Genomic DNA, 18,156 nt, shown 5'->3' on the forward strand with positions numbered 1-18,156 from the left:
CCGGATTGTATCGGCAAAGATATTTTGAATGAATAATTATGAATGATGTAAACTGCGGCAGCTCTGGGGCATGCCCTCAAGGGCACCTGTCATTCACGAGCCTGAGAACATGAGACAAGACCATCCGACAGCGCAGAACGGCCAGGAATTCGCAACTGCCGACCTGCAGAAATGGGCCCAGGCGGCCGCCAAGGCCGCTCCCGGGGGCGACATCCAGGCACTGCACTGGACCACGCCCGACGGCATCGACGTCAAGCCGCTGTACACGGCGGCAGACACGGCCAACCTGCCCCATACGGATAGCCTGCCAGGCTTCGAGCCCTACATCCGCGGCCCGCAGGCCACCATGTACGCGGGCCGGCCCTGGACCATTCGCCAGTACGCGGGCTTTTCCACGGCCGAGGAGTCCAACGCCTTCTACCGCAAGGCGCTGGCCGCCGGCGGGCAGGGCGTGTCGGTGGCGTTCGACCTGGCCACGCACCGCGGCTACGACAGCGACCATCCGCGTGTGACGGGCGACGTGGGCAAGGCCGGCGTAGCCATCGATTCGGTCGAGGACATGAAGGTGCTGTTCGACCAGATCCCGCTGGACAAGATCAGCGTGTCCATGACCATGAACGGCGCCGTGCTGCCCGTGCTGGCCGGCTACGTGGTGGCGGCCGAGGAGCAGGGCGTGGCCCAGGACCAGCTGTCGGGGACCATACAGAACGACATCCTCAAGGAGTTCATGGTCCGCAACACCTATATCTACCCGCCCCAGCCGTCGATGCGCATCATCGGCGACATCATCGAGTACACGAGCAAGAACATGCCCAAGTTCAACTCGATCTCGATCTCGGGCTACCACATGCAGGAGGCGGGCGCCAACCAGGCGCTGGAACTGGCCTTCACGCTGGCCGACGGCAAGGAGTACGTGAAGACCGCCACGGCCAAGGGCATGGATGTGGACGATTTCGCGGGCCGGCTGTCCTTCTTCTGGGCCATCGGCATGAATTTCTACCTGGAAATCGCCAAGATGCGCGCGGCCCGCCTGCTGTGGTGCCGCATCATGAAGGGCTTCGGCGCCAAAAAGGCCAAGAGCCTGATGCTGCGCACGCACTGCCAGACCTCCGGCTGGTCGCTGACCGAGCAGGACCCCTACAACAACGTGGTGCGCACCACCATCGAGGCCATGGCCGCCGTGTTCGGCGGCACGCAGAGCCTGCACACCAACAGCTTTGACGAAGCCATTGCGCTGCCCACCGAGTTCTCGGCCCGCATTGCGCGCAACACGCAGCTGATCATCCAGGAAGAGACCCACATCACCAATGTGATCGACCCCTGGGCCGGCAGCTACATGATGGAGAAGCTGACCCAGGACATGGCCGACGCCGCCTGGAAGATCATCGAGGAGGTCGAGGCCATGGGCGGCATGACGGCCGCCGTGGACTCGGGCTGGGCCAAGCTCAAGATCGAGGCCGCCGCCGCCGAGAAGCAGGCGCGCATCGACTCGGGCAAGGATGTCATCGTTGGCGTCAACAAGTACAAGCTGGCCAAGGAAGACGCCATCGACATCCTCGAGGTGGACAACGTCAAGGTGCGCGATAGCCAGATCGCACGCCTGAACCAGATCAAGGCCAGCCGCGATGCGGCCAAGGTCGAGGCCGCCCTTCAGGCGCTGACCCAGGCCGCCGAAAGCGGCGAGGGCAACCTGCTGGACCTGGCCATCCAGGCCGTGCGCCTGCGCGCCACGGTGGGCGAGGTCTCGGATGCGCTGGAGAAGGTTTTCGGGCGCCACCGCGCCGATACGCAAAAGGTGACCGGCGTGTATGCAGCAGCCTACGACTCGGCCGAGGGCTGGGAAAAGCTCAAGGGCGAAATCGATGCATCGTCCGAGCAACTGGGCCGACGCCCGCGCGTGATGATCGCCAAGTTGGGCCAGGACGGCCATGACCGCGGCGCCAAGGTGGTGGCCACGGCCTTTGCCGACCTGGGCTTCGACGTGGACATGGGCCCGCTGTTCCAGACGCCCGAGGAATGCGCGCGCCAGGCCATCGAGAACGACGTGCACGCCGTGGGCGTGTCCACGCTGGCGGCCGGCCACAAGACCCTGGTGCCGGCCATCATCGAGGAGCTGCGCCGCCAGGGCGCGGACGACATCATCGTCTTCGTAGGCGGCGTGATTCCCGCGCAGGACTACGACTTCCTCTACAACGCCGGCGTCAAGGGCGTCTACGGCCCGGGCACCCCCATCCCGGCCAGCGCCAAGGATGTGCTCGAACAGATCCGCCAGGCCAACAGCCTCTGAGCCCGCCGCAGTGACTCCCGAGCAAATGCAAGACGGCATCCTGAACGGCAACCCCGCCGTTCAGCGCCGGGCCATGGCCAAGGCCATCACCCTGCTGGAATCCACGCGCGCCGACCACCGTGCGGCGGCCGATGTGCTGCTCACGGCCCTGCTGCCGCATACGGGCGGGTCTTTCCGCCTGGGCATCAGCGGCGTGCCGGGCGTGGGCAAGAGCACCTTCATCGAAACGCTGGGCCTGTTCCTGATTGCGCGCGGCCTCCGGGTGGCGGTGCTGGCCATCGACCCCTCATCCACCGTGTCGGGCGGCTCCATCCTTGGCGACAAGACGCGCATGGAGCAGTTGTCCGTTCACCTGGACGCCTACATTCGCCCCAGCCCCAGCAGCGGCACCCTGGGCGGCGTGGCCGAGAAAACCCGCGAGGCCATGCTGGTCTGCGAGGCGGCTGGCTACGATGTGGTCATCGTCGAGACCGTGGGCGTGGGCCAGAGCGAGATCGCCGTGCAGGGCATGTGCGACATGTTCTGCCTGCTGCAACTGCCCAATGCGGGCGATGACCTGCAGGCCATCAAGAAGGGCGTGATGGAGTTGGCCGACCTAGTCGTCATCAACAAGGCCGACATCGATCCCCATGCCGCCACGCGCGCACAGGCCCAGATCACCTCCAGCCTGCGCCTGCTGGGCATGCACGGCAATCCCGAGCACGCCCACCACGACGAGCGCCTGTGGCAGCCCAGGGTCATCACCATCAGCGCGCTCAAGCAAGAGGGCGTTGACGGCTTCTGGAGCGCGGTGGAGGAATTCCGCCGCCTGCAGCAGGCCAACGGCCGCCTGGCGCTGCGCCGCGAACGCCAGGCCCTGTCCTGGATGTGGGAGCGCATCGACTCCGGCCTCAAGCAGGCCTTCCGGCAGCATCCGCAGGTGCGGGCGCTGCTGCCCCAACTGCAGGCCGACGTGGCAGCAGGGCGGATCGCGGCCAGCACCGCAGCCAGAAATCTGCTGCAAGCGCAGGCCGGGCCCGCAATGGCGCCGTCTCCAGCGCCAGCGGCAGCACCCGCCGCAGCGCCGCAGTGACCACAGACAAGACAACACCAGCAACCCGTATCGTTAGACGTTAGAGGAATCGCAGCATGCAAGACATCCTGGATCAACTGGAGACAAAGCGCGAACAGGCCCGCCTGGGTGGCGGCCAAAAGCGCATAGACGCACAGCACAAGAAGGGCAAGCTCACGGCGCGAGAGCGCATCGAGCTGCTGCTGGACGACGGCACCTTCGAGGAATGGGACATGTTCGTCGAGCACCGCTGCACCGACTTCGGCATGGAAAACAGCAAGATCCCCGGCGACGGCGTGGTCACCGGCTACGGCATGATCAACGGCCGCCTGGTCTTCGTCTTCAGCCAGGACTTCACCGTCTTCGGCGGCGCGCTGTCCGAGACCCATGCCGAGAAGATCTGCAAGATCATGGACCAGGCCATGAAGGTCGGCGCCCCCGTGATTGGCCTCAACGACTCGGGCGGCGCCCGCATCCAGGAAGGCGTGGCCTCCCTGGGCGGCTATGCCGACGTGTTCCAGAAGAACGTGCTGGCCAGCGGCGTGGTGCCGCAGATCTCCATGATCATGGGCCCTTGTGCCGGCGGCGCCGTGTATTCGCCGGCCATGACGGACTTCATCTTCATGGTCAAGGACAGCAGCTACATGTTCGTCACCGGCCCCGAGGTCGTGAAGACGGTGACGCACGAGGAGGTCACGGCCGAGGAGCTGGGCGGCGCCATCACCCACACCACGCGCAGCGGCGTGGCCGACATGGCCTTCGACAACGACGTGGAGGCGCTGATGATGCTGCGCCGCCTCTACAACTACCTGCCGCTGAACAACCGCGAGAAGGCGCCCGTGCGCTACACCTCGGACCCCGTGGACCGCGCCGACAAGTCGCTGGACACCCTGGTGCCCGACAACGCAAACAAGCCCTACGACATGAAGGAGCTGATCCTGAAGACCGTGGACGACGGCGACTTCTTCGAGCTGCAGCCCGACTACGCCAAGAACATCATCACCGGCTTTGCGCGCATGGACGGCCAGACCGTGGGCGTCGTCGCCAACCAGCCCCTGGTGCTGGCCGGCTGCCTGGACATCAAGAGCTCCATCAAGGCCGCGCGCTTCGTGCGTTTCTGTGATGCCTTCAACATCCCCGTGGTCACCTTCGTGGACGTGCCCGGCTTCATGCCCGGCACCAGCCAGGAATACGGCGGCATCATCAAGCACGGCGCCAAGCTGCTGTACGCCTATGCCGAGGCCACGGTGCCGAAAATCACCGTCATCACCCGCAAGGCCTACGGCGGCGCCTATGACGTGATGGCCTCCAAGCACCTGCGCGGCGACGTCAACCTGGCCTGGCCCCATGCCGAGATCGCCGTGATGGGCGCCAAGGGCGCCGTGGAGATCATCTTCCGCGAGGACAAGAACGACCCTGCCAAGCTGGCCGCGCGCGAGGCGGAGTACAAGGCCCGCTTCGCGAACCCCTTCGTGGCAGGCGCGCGCGGCTTCATCGACGATGTGATCCAGCCGCATGAGACGCGCAAGCGCATCTGCCGCTCGCTGCAGATGCTCAAGAACAAGCAGCTGGAAAATCCGTGGCGCAAGCATGGAAACATCCCCTTGTGAAGCACCCCCTGAGCGGCTCCGCCGCTTCCCCCTCTCTAACTCGCTTCGCGAGGGAGGGGGACGACACCCTCGGTGCGGGGCGGCGCGGCCGGCCTAGGCCCTTCCTCGGTGTCCCTCGCTTTGGTCGCGCCGGTTACTGACAGTGCTGGCGAAGCGCAAAACAGGGACAGCGAAGCTGACAACAGCTCCGGTTCCCATGATTTAGTTCCAAGAATGGGCTAAGAAGATGTTCAAGAAGATCCTGATTGCCAACCGCGGCGAGATTGCCTGCCGCGTCATCGCCACCGCCCGCAAGATGGGCATACAGACCGTGGCGGTGTACTCCGATGCGGACCGCGAGGCACGCCACGTCAAGCTGGCCGACGAGGCCGTGCACATCGGTGCCGCTCCCAGCCGCGAGTCCTACCTGCAGGCCGACCGCATCATTGCCGCCTGCAAGCAGACCGGCGCGCAGGCCGTGCACCCAGGCTATGGCTTCCTGTCCGAGAACGAGGCCTTCGCCCGGCGCGTGGAGGAAGAGGGCATCGCCTTCATCGGCCCCAAGCACGCGGCCATCGCGGCCATGGGCGACAAGATCGCCTCCAAGAAGCTGGCCGACAAGGCGGGCGTGAGCACCATCCCCGGCTACAACGACCCCATTGCCGGCCCCGAGGCCGCCGTGGAAATCGCCAAGGGCATCGGCTACCCCGTGATGATCAAGGCCAGCGCCGGCGGCGGCGGCAAGGGCCTGCGCGTGGCCTATAACGACAAGGAAGCCTTCGAGGGCTTTGCCAGCTGCCAGAACGAGGCACGCAACAGCTTTGGCGACGACCGCATCTTCATCGAGAAATTCGTGCAGGAGCCGCGCCACATCGAGATCCAGGTGCTGGGCGACGGCCACGGCAACGTGATCTACCTGAACGAGCGCGAATGCTCCATCCAGCGCCGGCACCAGAAGGTGATCGAAGAGGCGCCGTCCCCCTTCATCAGCGACGCCACGCGCCGCGCCATGGGAGAGCAGGCCGTGGCCCTGGCCAAGGCCGTGGGCTACCAGAGCGCGGGCACGGTGGAATTCGTGGTCGGCAAGGACCAGGATTTCTACTTCCTGGAAATGAACACCCGCCTGCAGGTGGAGCACCCGGTGACCGAGTGCATCACCGGCCTGGACCTGGTCGAGCAGATGATCCGCGTGGCCGCTGGCGAGAAGCTGGCCATCGCGCAGGAAGACGTCAAGCGCAATGGCTGGGCCATCGAGTGCCGCATCAACGCCGAGGACCCGTTCCGCAACTTCCTGCCCTCCACGGGCCGCCTGGTGCGCTTTGCGCCGCCCGAGCAGACCATGTGGCAGGCCGACACCGGCCACCTGCACGGCGTGCGCGTGGATACGGGCGTCTATGAGGGCGGCGAGATCCCCATGTTCTACGACTCGATGATCGCCAAGCTCATCGTGCACGGCAGCGACCGCAACGACGCCATCGCCAAGATGCGCGAGGCGCTCAATGCCTTCGTGATCCGGGGCATCAGCTCCAACATCCCGTTCCAGGCCGCGCTGCTGGCCCATCCCAAGTTCAAGAGCGGCGACTTCAACACCGGCTTCATCGCCGAGCACTACTCCCACGGCTTCCACGCCGAGGACGTGCCCCACGGCGATCCGGACTTCCTGGTCGCCCTGGCCGGCCACATGAACCGCCGCTACCGCGCGCGCGCCGCCACCATCAGCGGCCAGATGCGGGGGCACGAGCTCAAGGTCTCGGCCGACTACTGCGTGGTCGTGCTGGGCGCCGAAGGCCAGCACCAGTACCGCGCCGTACAGGTCTCGGACTTCGATGCCGAAAGCCGCGCCAGCACCGTCACGGTGGATGGCAAGCCCTATACCTTCCGCAGCGAGACTCCCATGCGTGCCATGTGCGTGCAGGGCAGCTGCAACGGCAAGCCCTTCACGGCCCAGGTCGAGCGCGGCACGGCCCGAAACCCGCTGGCCCTGCGCGTCATCCACAACGGCACGCAGATCGACGCCCTGGTGCTCTCGCCGCGCGGCGGCGAACTGCACCGCCTCATGCCCTACAAGGCGCCGCCGGACCTGTCCAGGTTCCTGCTGTCGCCCATGCCGGGCCTGCTGGTGGACGTGGCCGTGCAGCCGGGCCAGAAGGTGCAGGCCGGCGAGAAGCTGGCGGTGATCGAGGCCATGAAGATGGAGAACATCCTGTTCGCCTCGCAGGACGGTGTGGTCGGCAAGATCAGTGCAGCCAAGGGCGATTCGCTCGCGGTGGACGATGTGATCCTGGAATTCGAGTGATTCCTGCGCCGCGGGGCGGGGCGGTGGCATGCATGAAGCATGTCGCCGGCCGCCCTGCGTTGCTGATCCGACTCAGGCGCAATAAATTTTTGCTAAATCCGAGGCGCTCGCTTTAGAATTTGTAAAAAGATGTGTCACTCTCCAGGACCGGCATGAACCTCAATTCCAAGGCAGCTCAAAGAGAGATCGACGAGCGCACCAACCTCACCAGCAACAACAAGTTCGAGCTGCTGCTGTTCCGGCTGGGCAGCGACTCCGGCCTGGGCCAGTCCGAGCTGTTCGGTATCAATGTGTTCAAGGTCCGCGAAATCGTGGCCATGCCGCACATCACGCCCATTGCGGGGGGCACGGCCCATTCGCTGGGTGTGGCAAACCTGCGCGGGCAGGTGATCCCGGTGCTGAATCTTCCCGCCATCATGGGCTGCAAGCCCCAGACCGGCCTGAACATCATGCTGGTCACCGAATATGCGCGCACCACCCAGGCATTCGCGGTGGAGTCCGTCGAGGACATCGTGCGCCTGGATTGGAAGCAGGTGCTGTCGGCCGAGGCCAGCGGCACCGGCGGCAAGCTGGTCACCAGCATCGCCCGCCTGGATGGCGACACCGACAACTCGCGCCTGGCCCAGGTGCTGGATGTGGAGGCCATCCTGCAATTGGTGTCTCCCACCGACGCCCAGGAAATCACGCCGGAAAAAGTGGGCGCCAGGCTCAAGCTCAAGCCCGGCGCCATCGTGCTGGCCGCCGATGATTCCTTCGTGGCGCGCTCGCTGATCGAGAAGGAGCTCAAGGTCCTGCAGGCACCGTATGAGATGCTCAAGTCCGGCAAGGAGGCCTGGGACCGCCTCAACGCCATTGCCGACAGCGCCCAGGCGGAGGGACTGACGGTGGCCGACAAGGTCGCCCTGGTGCTGACCGACCTGGAGATGCCCGAGATGGACGGCTTCACGCTCACCCGCCACATCAAGCAGGACGCGCGCTTCCATTCCATTCCCGTGCTCATCCATTCCTCGCTGTCCGGATCGGCCAACGAAGACCATGTGCGCAGCGTTGGCGCGGACGGCTACGTGGCCAAGTTCGCGGCAGAGGATCTGGCCGAGACCCTGCGCCGCCTGCTGCCGGGCTGATGGCCACGGAGGAGGGCGCACAAAGCCCTCTTCGCTTCAACTGCTCTGCCGCACCACCAGTTCGTAGCCCAGATCCACGCTGGGCGGCTCCACGGCCTCGCCACGCATCAGCTGCAGCAGCATGCGCGCACCTTCGGTGCCGATATGGCCGCGCGGCGTGCGGATGGTGGTCAGCGGCGGCACCATCTGGTCGCTGCCGGGCAGGTCGTTGAAGCCTGCGATGGCGATCTGCTCGGGCACGCGTATCCCCCGGCGCAGAGCCTCCAGCAGTGCCCCCTGGGCGATGTCGTCGTTGCAGAAGAACAGGGCATCGACGGCAGGGTCCAGGCGCAGGGCCGCGTCCAGCAGCTCGGCGCCCAGCGCCATCGACGTGGGGCGGGGCCAGAGCAGTTCCAGGGCGGGGTCATGCAGGCCCGCCGCCTGCAGGGCATGGCGGTAGCCCGCGGCGCGCTGCATCACGCGGGCATCGAGCTGGCCTGCGCAAAAGGCAATGCGCCTGTGTCCGCGCTCCATCAAGTGCCGCGTGATGGCGGCTCCGGCCTCGGCCTGCGAAAAGCCCACGCTGGGCGCACCAGGCTCGCCGCCCAGTTCCATCAGGTGCACGCAGGGGACCTTGCTGGCCTGCACCAGTTCACGCGCAGCGGGGCTGCGGTCGAAACCCGTGAGCAGCAGGCCGGCCGGGCGCATGGGCAGGTAGGTGCGCAGCAGCTGTTCTTCTTCGGCCCGGTCGTAGTGGGTCACGCCGATCAGCGCGTGGTAGCCCGCGGAGAACAGCACCTTGTGGACCGCCTCGATCAGGTCCACGAACAGGGTGTTGGACAACATGGGCACCAGCACCAGCACCTGGGCGCTTTTCTGCGAGGCCAGGGCGCGAGCGGCGGGGTCGGGCACGTAGCCCATCTGCGCGGCGGCCGTGCGGATTTTCTCGACCAGGGCCGGGTCCACGCGGCGCTCGCCGCGCAGGGCGCGCGAGACCGTCATGGGGCTGACGCCAGCGGCCTGTGCCACATCGCTGAGCGTGATGCGCCCGCTGGCCCGCGAGGAGCGGACGCGGCCCGTGGCAGGCAGGGCCGGGCCGGAAACATCGGCGGAGGGCGATTCTGGGGAGGCAGGCGGAATCTGACGGGCCAAGGGATTGTCCTAGGTCGGGGGCGGGAGTGTTGAAGATTATGATAGCGCTATCCCAATCATTCGAAGGCCCTTGCTCCTGCGTGTAAACCCGGACTAAGGCCTCTGAAGCACACCGAAATCCAAGGCAGACCCTGGTCTGCCAATTTTTGCAAGAACATGGATAGCGCTATCCCAACAACCACCGCGGCCACCCCCGCAGACACCCGCCCACGGGCGCTGGTCGTCATGGGCGTTTCCGGCTGCGGCAAGTCCAGCGTGGGGCAGGCCCTGGCCGATGCCCTGGGCTGGACCCTGCACGAGGGCGATGCCCACCATGCCGAGGAAAGCATCCGCAAGATGCAGGCCGGCATCCCCCTGACCGATGACGACCGCAGCGGCTGGCTGGACCGGCTGGCCCAGCTGCTGGCCCAGGCCATGCCGGGGCAGGGCGTGGTGCTGACCTGCTCGGCCCTCAAGCGCAAGTACCGCGACCGGCTGCGTGCCGCCGGCCCGGCCGGTGCCGTGGGCTTCGTGTTCCTGGACCTGAACTACGACACGGCGCTGCAGCGCGTGCAGGAGCGCGCCGGCCACTTCTTCTCGCCCGAGCTGGTGGCCAACCAGTTCGCCACGCTGGAACGCCCTGATGGCGAATGCGCCGTGCTGTCCGTGGACGCCACGCTGCCGCTGACCGACATCGTGCTCCGCGCCCAAAGCTGGCAGGTCCTGCCCGCGGCGCATGCCGACACCTTCTCCCAAAACCCATAACGCCAGGAGACAAGCCCCATGCAATCCGATTCCCCCGCAGTCCGGCCCAAGCCGCGCCTGCAGCACTTTGCCGAGGTGCTGATGGTGCTGGCCCTGGCCGGCATGGTCATTGCAGTGTTCGTCAACGTGGTGCTGCGCTATGTGTTCCACACCAGCATCGTTTCCTATGAGGAAATCTCGCGCCTGCTCTTCGTCTGGCTGGTGGCCATTGGCGCCATCGTGGCCGCTTTCGAGGGCAGCCACCTGGGCTTCGACCTCGTGACATCCCGCGTGGGGCCTGGCGTGCGCAAGGCGCTGTTCTGGGTGTCGCAGGCACTGGTCCTGGTCTGCATGGGCCTGCTGCTGTGGGGCTCCTGGGCCCAGGTGGAGGCCGGGCTGAACAGCTACAGCACGGTGCTGGGCTACCCGCTGGCCCTGGGCGCCGCGGCCACCCTGGTGCTGGCCGTGGGCCTGCTGGTCGTGACGCTGCGCGACCTGCGCCGCGGCGCGCCGGCTGAAAACCATGCCGAAACGACGGTCGAGTAAGGAGTACGCACCATGGTTGTGACCCTGATCTTTCTGGCCGTGCTGATTGGCGGCATGGTGATCGGCATGCCCATCGCCCAGGCGCTGGTGCTGACCGGCGTGGCGCTGATGTGGCACCTGGACTTCTTCGACTCGCAGCTGCTTGCGCAGAACCTGCAGGCCGGCTTCGACAACTTCCCGCTGCTGGCCGTGCCCTTCTTCATCCTGGCCGGCGAGCTGATGAATGCAGGCGGCCTGTCGCGCCGCATCATCGACCTGGCACGTGCCTATGTGGGCCATATCCGTGGCGGCCTGGGCTATGTGGCCATTGGCGCGGCGGTGCTGCTGGCGTCCATGAGCGGTTCGGCCATTGCCGATACCGCCGCCCTGGCCACCATCCTGCTGCCCATGATGCGCGACCAGAAGTATCCCGACAGCTACAGCGCGGGCCTGCTGGCCTCGGGCGGCATCATCGCGCCCATCATTCCGCCGTCCATGCCCTTCGTGATCTACGGCGTGACGACCAACACCTCGATCAGCAAGCTGTTCCTGTCGGGCGTGGTGCCGGGCCTGATCATGGGCGTGTTCCTGATCTTTGCTTGGTGGTCCATCGCCCGCAAGTACGACCTGTCGCGCGGCGAGCGCATGGCCTGGGGCCCGCGCCTGAAGGCGCTGGCCAAGAGCTTCTGGGCCATGATGATGCCGGTCATCATCCTGGGCGGCCTCAAGGGCGGCGTGTTCACGCCCACCGAGGCGGCCGTGGTGGCAGCTGTCTACGCGCTGTTCGTGTCCATGGTGATCTACCGCGAGATGACATGGACCCGGCTCTACGCCGTGTTCCTGGCCGCTGCCAAGACCACGGCCGTGGTCATGTTCCTGTGCGGCGCCGCCACGGTGACGGCCTACATGATCACCCTGGCCGACCTGCCCAACATGCTGGCCGACAGCTTCTCGGGCCTGCTGGGCAGTCCCGTGCTGTTCATGGCCACGATGATGCTGTTCCTGCTGGTGGTGGGCACGGCCATGGACCTGACGCCGACCATCCTGATCTTCGGCCCCGTGTGTGCGCCGCTGGCCGTCAAGGCCGGCATCGATCCCATCTATTTCGGCTTCATGTTCATCTACGTGGGCTGCATCGGCCTGATCACGCCGCCCGTGGGAACGGTGCAGAACGTGGTGGCCGGCGTAGGCCGGCTGCGCATGGAGACCGTGATCAAGGGCACGAACCCGTTCCTGATGGTCTATGTGCTGCTTGCCGTGCTTTTCGTGATTTTTCCGCAAATCATCCTGGCCCCTCTGCGCTGGATGCATTGATCCCTCACTACAACCCAAGGAGATGAACATGCGTATTCCCTTTGCACTCGCCGGCCTGATGGCCGCCGTCACCACGCTGGCCGCCACGGGCCAGGCCATGGCCCAGGACTTCAAGCCGCGCATCGTGCGCTTCGGCTATGGACTGGTCGATGAGTCCAACCAGGGCCGCGCGGCGCGCTTCTTTGCCAAGGAGGTCGAGAAGGCCACGGGCGGCAAGATGAAGGTGCGTGCCATCGGCAATGCCTCGCTGGGCTCGGACACGCAGATGCAGCAGGCGTTGATCGGCGGCGCACAGGAAATGATGGTCGGCTCCACCGCCACCCTGGTGGGCCTGTCGCCCGAAATGGCCGTCTGGGACACGCCCTTCCTGTTCAGCAATGTCAAGGAAGCCGACGCCGTGCTGGACGGCCCCGTGGGCGAGAAGGTCAAGGCCACGCTGGAGCCCAAGGGCATGGTGGGCCTGGTCTATTGGGAAAACGGCTTCCGCAACCTCACCAACAACAAGCGCCCCATCGCCAAGATGGAAGACCTGGCCGACGTGAAGCTGCGCGTAATGCAGAACAACGTCTTCCTGGACAGTTTCAAGGCCCTGGGCGCCAATGCCGTGCCGCTGCCGTTCTCCGAGCTGTTCACGGCGCTGGAGACCCGTGCCGTCGATGGCCAGGAAAACCCTTTCAACACCGTGCTGTCCAGCAAGTTCTATGAAGTGCAGAAGTACCTCACGGTGTCCAACCACGTCTACAGCCCCTGGATCGTCACCGTCAGCAAGAAGTGGTGGGACACGCTGAGCCCGGCCGAGAAGAAGGTGCTGCAGGATGCCGCCGTCAAGAGCCGTGAGTTCGAACGCAAGGACACGCGCGAGGAAGCCGCCAAGGCCCTGGCCGACATCAAGGCCAAGGGCATGCAGGTCAACGAGCTGCCCGCCGCAGAAGCCAGCCGCATGCGCGACAAGCTCGCGGCGGTGAATGCCGGCATTGCCAAGACCGTGGGCCAGGGCACGTGGGACGAGGTGCAGGCCGCCGTCAAGCAGGCGCGCGCAGTGAAGTAAGCTTCGGAGCAGGGCCGGACGCACCTGGGAGGGATGCCCCGGCCGACATTTCCCATAAAGACAACGCGACAGAGAGAAAACGCGCGCCAGCGCATCCGCAGGAACCCCGCATGAGCACCATCCACCCCATCGTCGAGCAGGTCACGCGCCGCATCCGCGAGCGCAGTGCCCAATCACGCGCCGCCTACCTGGAGCAGGTGGACGCCATGGCCGCGCGCCCGCCCGGCGCCCAGTCCATGGGCTGCGCCAATGTGGCCCATGCCTTTGCGGGCATTCCAGGCGGCGACCGCATACGCATCGTGGAGGAGAAGGCGCCCAACGTCGCCATCGTCACCGCATACAACGACGTGCTCTCGGCCCATGCGCCGCTGGCACGCTATCCCGACATCCTCAAGGACGAGGCGCGCAAGCTCGGCGCCACGGCGCAGGTCGCCGGCGGCGTGCCGGCCATGTGCGACGGCGTGACCCAGGGCGCGCCAGGCATGGAACTGAGCCTGTTCAGCCGGGATGCCATTGCCATGGGCACGGCCATCGCGCTGTCGCACGACGTGTTCGACGCCGCGCTGATGCTGGGCATTTGCGACAAGATCGTGCCGGGCCTGCTGATCGGGGCCCTGCATTTCGGCCATCTGCCCACGGTGTTCGTGCCGGCCGGCCCCATGACCTCGGGCCTGTCCAATGGCGACAAGGCCAAGGTGCGCGAACAGGCCGCGCAGGGCCTGGTGGGCCGCAAGGAACTGCTGGCCGCCGAAACGGCTGCCTACCACGGCGAAGGCACCTGCACCTTCTACGGCACGGCCAACAGCAACCAGATGCTGCTGGAGGCCATGGGATTGCATGTGCCGGGCACGGCCTTCATCAACCCGGCCGAAGGCGAACGCGAACTGCTCACGCGCGAGGCCATGCGCAGCGCGCTGGCCATCACCAAGAACCGCCGCTTCGCGCCCATTGGCCATGTGGTGGACGAGCGCTGCATCGTCAACGCCATGGTGGCCCTGCTGGCCACGGGCGGATCGACCAACCACCTGATCCATTGGGTGGCCGTGGCGCGTGCGGCAGGCATCGTCATCGACTGGAATGATTTTTCGGAACTCTCGGGCGTGGTGCCGCTGCTGGCCCGCGTCTATCCCAACGGCAGCGCCGACGTGAACCAGTTCCAGGCCGCAGGCGGGCCGGGCTACGTGATCGGCCAGCTGCTGAAGGCCGGCCTCATGCATGGCGATGTGCTCACCGTGCGGCCCGAGGGCCTGCAAGAATTTGCGCGCATTCCCGCCGTGGAAGACGGCCATCTCGTCTGGCACGAGGCCGAAGTCTCCGGCGACCTGTCCGTGCTGCGCCCGGCCGATGCGCCTTTCAGCGCCACGGGCGGGCTCAAGCTGCTGTCCGGCAACCTGGGGCGCAGCGTGATCAAGGTCAGCGCCGTGCCCGAGGACCGCCATGTGGTCGAGGCGCCCGCGCGCGTCTTCGAATCGCAGGAAGCACTGCAGCAGGCCTTCAAGGCCGGCGAGCTGGACCGCGATGTCATCTGCGTGGTGCGCTGGCAGGGTCCGCGCGCCAACGGCATGCCCGAACTGCACAAGCTCACCCCGCCGCTGGCCGTGCTGCAGGGCAAGGGCTACAAGGTGGCCCTGGTCACGGACGGCCGCATGAGCGGCGCCTCGGGCAAGGTGCCCGCCGCCATCCATGTCTCGCCCGAGGCCTGCGTGGGCGGGCCGCTGGCGCGCCTGCAAGACGGCGACCTGGTACGCCTGGACGCCGTGGCCGGCACCCTGGCCGTGCTGGTCGACGACACCGAATGGCAGCAGCGGCCCCTGGCCACCATGCCGCAGGCACTGCGCCAGGCCAACGGCCGGGGTTTTGGCCGCGAACTGTTTGCCGGATTCCGGCGCCACGCGCTCAGCGCAGAAGAGGGAGCTTGCACATGGATCAACGACTGACGGCACTGGCCATCATGCAGGACGCGCCGGTCATCCCGGTCATTGTCCTGAACAACGTCGCACATGCCGTGCCCATGGCCCAGGCCCTGGTCGCGGGCGGCATCCGCGTACTGGAAGTCACGCTGCGCACGCCCGAGGGCCTGGCCAGCATCGAAGCCATTGCGCGTGCCGTGCCCGAGGCCATCGTGGGTGCCGGCACCGTGCGCAGCGCTGCCGATGCCCGTGCCGCCGCCAGCGCCGGTGCGCGCTTTGCCGTGAGCCCCGGCTACACCGGCGCACTGGGCCAGGCCTGCCAGGCCCTGCAGCTGCCGCTGCTGCCCGGCGTGGCCACCAGCGGCGAAATCATGGCCGCCCAGGACGACGGCTTCAACGAGCTGAAATTCTTCCCTGCCGTACAGGCGGGCGGCTCGGCCATGCTCAAGGCCTGGCAAGGCCCGTTCGGCGACGTGCGGTTCTGCCCCACGGGCGGCGTGTCTGCGGACAATGCGGCGCAATTCCTGGCGCTGTCCAACGTGGTCTGCGTGGGTGGTTCCTGGCTGGTGCCTGCCGATGCGCTGGAGCAGGGTGACTGGAAGCGGATCACCGCACTGGCCGGCGCAGCCAAAAACCTGCGAAGCGCCTGAGTCGCCATTGCCCCGGAACCAGCGGCCCCCAAGGGGCCGCTTTTGTTTGTCTGGGCCATCGATTGGGGATGGGGACTTGAATCCATTGAAAATTATGCGTATTGCGGCAATTTTTGCGCAAAATGTAAAGTCAAGGTGCGAGGAAAGGAGGGATTGATTTCATAACACAACGTTACAATCATTGCTTATCCTTCAAACAGCCTTTTGACAAGACGATATCAATAGGCTGTCTTGAAACATTCGCATATGCACAAGAATAATTGCCGCCTGAAGTTTCCGCCGCAATCATTCTTTATCGACCAAGAAAAATGCAATTGCCGTTGCAGGGCCTGAAAATAAAAATTGGCACTGGCGCCTCGCGGCGCCAGTGCCAATTTTTATTTGGTCGAGCATCGAGCATCGAGCATCGAGCATCGAGCATCGAGCATCGAGCATCGAGCATCGAGCATCGAGCATCGAGCATCGAGCATCGAGCATCGAGCATCGAGCATCGAGCATCGAGCATCGAGCATCGAGCATCGAGCATCGAGCATCGAGCATCGAGCATCGAGCATCGAGCATCGAGCATCGAGCATCGAGCATCGAGCATCGAGCATCGAGCATCGAGCATCGAGCATCGAGCATCGAGCATCGAGCATCGAGCATCGAGCATCGAGCATCGAGCATCGAGCATCGAGCATCGAGCATCGAGCATCGAGCATCGAGCATCGAGCAATTATAACATCGATATATCATTTTCGAGAATAATCCACGTCTTTTTTAGAAGATGTGGATTATTTTTTTTCAAGTTCCCGATTTTCTACGGCCGAAGAATCCTGGTGTCAGGGCAAATATTTCATCGTTGAAATTATTCATTCGGCAATCAAGATGTTGAGCTTCAAAAAATCAAAAGTGATCACCAAACTGACCATGGGCTTTCTTGTGGTCTCATGCATTGGTGCATTCATCGGTATCAATGGAATACTGAAGGCAGGGGAAATCAATGATCTCGCAACGCAGATGTACGAGAAGGAACTGCTGGGCCTGTCACAAATATCCGAGGCCAATGTCCAGCTGATCGCGGCGGGCCGGGCCATCAGAAATGCCGTGCTTGCAAACGATGATGAAAGCAGAAACCGGCACACAGACGCCGTGCTGCAAAGGCTGCAACTGCTGAAAGAGGCACTGAACAACAGCAAGAGGCTTTTTGCCGAGGGCGATGGCAAGGAAAAGCTCAAGTCCATTGATGAAACCCTCGTCATCTATGAAAAGGGTCTGCTGCAGACGATTGAACGAATCAAGTCAGAGCATCTTTCGGAATCCAGGGAATCGATTGATCTGATCAACAGATTCCGGGTGGAGTCCGACAAGATCGACAGCCTGATGACGGAAGTTGTCAATATCAAGAAGAAGAATGCCAGCTGGCTCAATGACGAGACCGACAGGATCTACGAAAAGATCCGGCTCATGCTCACCCTTCTGACCATCTCCGGCGTGATTGTGGGGGTGGCCATTGGCGTGATCATCACAATTTCCATCACACGCCAGCTGGGCGGAGAGCCGGCAGATGTGGCGCACATTGCCGAAAACATCTCAAGAGGGGATCTGACCTCCAGGATCGACCTGTCCAGGGCACGCCCTGGCAGTGTGATCACGGCCATGCAGGAAATGCAGGTATCGCTGCAACGCGTCGTGGGCACCGTGCGCAGCAGCAGCGACAGCATTGCCACGGGCGCCACGCAGATTGATGCAGGCAATGCCAACCTGTCGAGCCGAACGGAAGAGCAGGCCAGCAACCTTGAAGAGACTGCCGCCTCCATGGAGGAACTGGCCAGCACGGTGAAAAGCAATTCCGATGCGGCGATCACTGCCACCATGCTCGCCCAGTCAGCGCGCGATGCCGCAGCGCACGGCGGGGGCATGGCCCGGCAGATGGTGGACGTGATGAATGAAATAAACACGTCCTCCAAGAAAATCGAGGACATCATCAACGTCATTGATTCAATCGCTTTTCAAACCAATATTCTTGCCTTGAATGCTGCTGTCGAAGCAGCCCGCGCCGGAGAGCAGGGCCGTGGTTTTGCGGTGGTTGCCGCCGAAGTTCGCAGCCTTGCAGTGAAAAGCGCAGAGGCCGCAAAAGAGATCAAGTCTCTCATCGAGGACAGTGTTTCCAAGGTCGGCAATGGCCACCAGCTTGCCCAGGCTGCGGGCAGCAGCATTGAAGATATCGTCACCCAGGTTCAGAAGGTATCCAGCATGATCGAAGAGATCAGTGGGGCCACCAGGGAGCAAAGCCAGGGCATCGATCAGATCAATGATGCGATCATCCAGCTGGACCAGGTCACCCAGCAAAATGCCGCTCTGGTGGAAGAGTCGGCAGCGGCGGCCGGAAGTCTCAGCCAGCAGGCGCAGGCCCTGGTTTCGGCAGTTTCCATTTTCAAGCTGGATCCCGCGGAAAAGGAGGCCCCTGTCTTGAGGAAAATCCCCTCATCCATGAGACCGCTGAGTCTTTCCGCGTCCTGACGGAAA

14 protein-coding genes are annotated in these 18,156 nt (G+C 64.6%); 12 read left to right on the forward strand and 2 right to left on the reverse strand.

Annotation, left to right across the window (positions count from 1 at the left end; translation table 11 throughout):
• The first annotated feature begins 109 nt into the window (after positions 1-109).
• The 5 genes from scpA to BO996_RS17345 all read left to right on the forward strand — a co-directional run bounded on the left by scpA (position 110) and on the right by BO996_RS17345 (position 8,347).
• A complete protein-coding gene (gene scpA / locus BO996_RS17325) occupies positions 110-2,287 on the forward strand; it encodes a methylmalonyl-CoA mutase (protein ID WP_065345836.1) in 2,178 nt (725 codons plus the stop codon).
• A 10-nt stretch (positions 2,288-2,297) separates the two neighbouring features.
• Complete coding sequence (gene meaB / locus BO996_RS17330; protein WP_180319563.1) at positions 2,298-3,359, forward strand: methylmalonyl Co-A mutase-associated GTPase MeaB; 1,062 nt, start codon at positions 2,298-2,300, stop codon at positions 3,357-3,359.
• A 56-nt stretch (positions 3,360-3,415) separates the two neighbouring features.
• Entirely contained in the window at positions 3,416-4,948 is a 1,533-nt protein-coding gene (locus BO996_RS17335) for an acyl-CoA carboxylase subunit beta (protein WP_071955882.1), read from the forward strand.
• A 226-nt stretch (positions 4,949-5,174) separates the two neighbouring features.
• Positions 5,175-7,223: an acetyl-CoA carboxylase biotin carboxylase subunit gene (locus tag BO996_RS17340; RefSeq protein WP_071955884.1), complete on the forward strand. Its 2,049-nt coding sequence runs from the start codon at positions 5,175-5,177 to the stop codon at positions 7,221-7,223.
• Between the two features lie 152 nt (positions 7,224-7,375).
• A complete protein-coding gene (locus BO996_RS17345) occupies positions 7,376-8,347 on the forward strand; it encodes a chemotaxis protein (protein WP_012205585.1) in 972 nt (323 codons plus the stop codon).
• Between the two features lie 36 nt (positions 8,348-8,383).
• On the opposite strand, the gene BO996_RS17350 is transcribed toward BO996_RS17345, so the two are convergent.
• Positions 8,384-9,478 (reverse strand): LacI family DNA-binding transcriptional regulator, encoded by a 1,095-nt coding sequence (locus tag BO996_RS17350; protein WP_071955886.1) that lies wholly within the window; start codon positions 9,476-9,478, stop codon positions 8,384-8,386.
• Between the two features lie 156 nt (positions 9,479-9,634).
• On the opposite strand from BO996_RS17350, the gene BO996_RS17355 reads away from it, so the two are divergent.
• From BO996_RS17355 to eda, 6 genes are all read left to right on the forward strand, one after another.
• The gene (locus BO996_RS17355) at positions 9,635-10,222 is read left to right on the forward strand and encodes a gluconokinase (protein WP_232240352.1); all 588 of its coding nucleotides are present in this window, start codon (positions 9,635-9,637) and stop codon (positions 10,220-10,222) included.
• A gap of 18 nt (positions 10,223-10,240) precedes the next feature.
• A complete protein-coding gene (locus tag BO996_RS17360; protein WP_071955890.1) occupies positions 10,241-10,747 on the forward strand; it encodes a TRAP transporter small permease in 507 nt (168 codons plus the stop codon).
• Between the two features lie 12 nt (positions 10,748-10,759).
• On the forward strand, positions 10,760-12,040 hold the full coding sequence (locus tag BO996_RS17365; RefSeq protein ID WP_013802434.1) for a TRAP transporter large permease: 1,281 nt from the start codon (positions 10,760-10,762) through the stop codon (positions 12,038-12,040).
• Positions 12,041-12,068: 28 nt separating this feature from the next.
• Complete coding sequence (locus BO996_RS17370; protein WP_012205590.1) at positions 12,069-13,088, forward strand: TRAP transporter substrate-binding protein; 1,020 nt, start codon at positions 12,069-12,071, stop codon at positions 13,086-13,088.
• A gap of 110 nt (positions 13,089-13,198) precedes the next feature.
• The gene (edd, locus tag BO996_RS17375; RefSeq protein WP_071955892.1) at positions 13,199-15,025 is read left to right on the forward strand and encodes a phosphogluconate dehydratase; all 1,827 of its coding nucleotides are present in this window, start codon (positions 13,199-13,201) and stop codon (positions 15,023-15,025) included.
• Entirely contained in the window at positions 15,010-15,648 is a 639-nt protein-coding gene (eda, locus tag BO996_RS17380; protein ID WP_071955894.1) for a bifunctional 4-hydroxy-2-oxoglutarate aldolase/2-dehydro-3-deoxy-phosphogluconate aldolase, read from the forward strand. Before edd ends, eda begins: the two co-directional genes overlap by 16 nt.
• 377 nt (positions 15,649-16,025) lie before the next feature.
• Here eda and BO996_RS29965 read toward each other — a convergent pair whose 3' ends face one another.
• Complete coding sequence (locus tag BO996_RS29965) at positions 16,026-16,349, reverse strand: AraC family transcriptional regulator (protein WP_156897979.1); 324 nt, start codon at positions 16,347-16,349, stop codon at positions 16,026-16,028.
• Between the two features lie 67 nt (positions 16,350-16,416).
• On the opposite strand from BO996_RS29965, the gene BO996_RS17390 reads away from it, so the two are divergent.
• The gene (locus BO996_RS17390; RefSeq protein WP_232240353.1) at positions 16,417-18,150 is read left to right on the forward strand and encodes a methyl-accepting chemotaxis protein; all 1,734 of its coding nucleotides are present in this window, start codon (positions 16,417-16,419) and stop codon (positions 18,148-18,150) included.
• Positions 18,151-18,156: the final 6 nt, after the last annotated feature.

Source organism: Delftia sp. HK171, assembly GCF_001886655.1.
Lineage (GTDB): Bacteria > Pseudomonadota > Gammaproteobacteria > Burkholderiales > Burkholderiaceae_C > Comamonas > Comamonas acidovorans.